1 protein-coding gene is annotated in these 491 nt (G+C 55.4%); it reads left to right on the top strand.

The window, feature by feature from the left end:
• Positions 1-129: 129 nt before the first annotated feature.
• The coding region (locus tag AW17_RS23460) for an MBG domain-containing protein (RefSeq protein ID WP_245235135.1) at positions 130-491 on the top strand (362 nt) is incomplete at its 3' end.

Raw genomic sequence — 491 nt, forward strand, 5'->3', positions numbered from 1 at the left:
ACTACAGCATCAGCTATACGGCAGGAACTTTGACGGTCACCCAGGCCGCGCTGACCATCACGGCGAACGACGCGAGCAAGGTATTATGGTACAGCTAACCCAACATTAACGGTCACTTATACGGGCTTTGTGAACGGTGACACAAATACCAGCTTGACCGCACAGCCAACCGTTGGCACTACGGCGGTAACGGGCAGTTCGGTTGGAACCTATCCGATCACGGCAAGTGGCGCTGCGAGCAGCAACTACAGCATCAGCTATACGGCGGGAACTTTGACGGTCACCCAGGCCGCGCTGACCATCACGGCAGATAACCAAAGCAAAGTCTATGGTGCGGCCAACCCAACATTAACGGTAACCTATGCCGGTTTTGTGAACGGAACGGTCACCCAGGCCGCGCTGACCATCACGGCGAACGACGCGAGCAAGGTATACGGTGCCGACAACCCAACATTAACGGTAACCTATGCCGGTTTTGTGAACGGTGATAC

Source organism: Pedobacter borealis DSM 19626 (genome assembly GCF_000708285.2).
Lineage (GTDB): Bacteria > Bacteroidota > Bacteroidia > Sphingobacteriales > Sphingobacteriaceae > Pedobacter > Pedobacter borealis.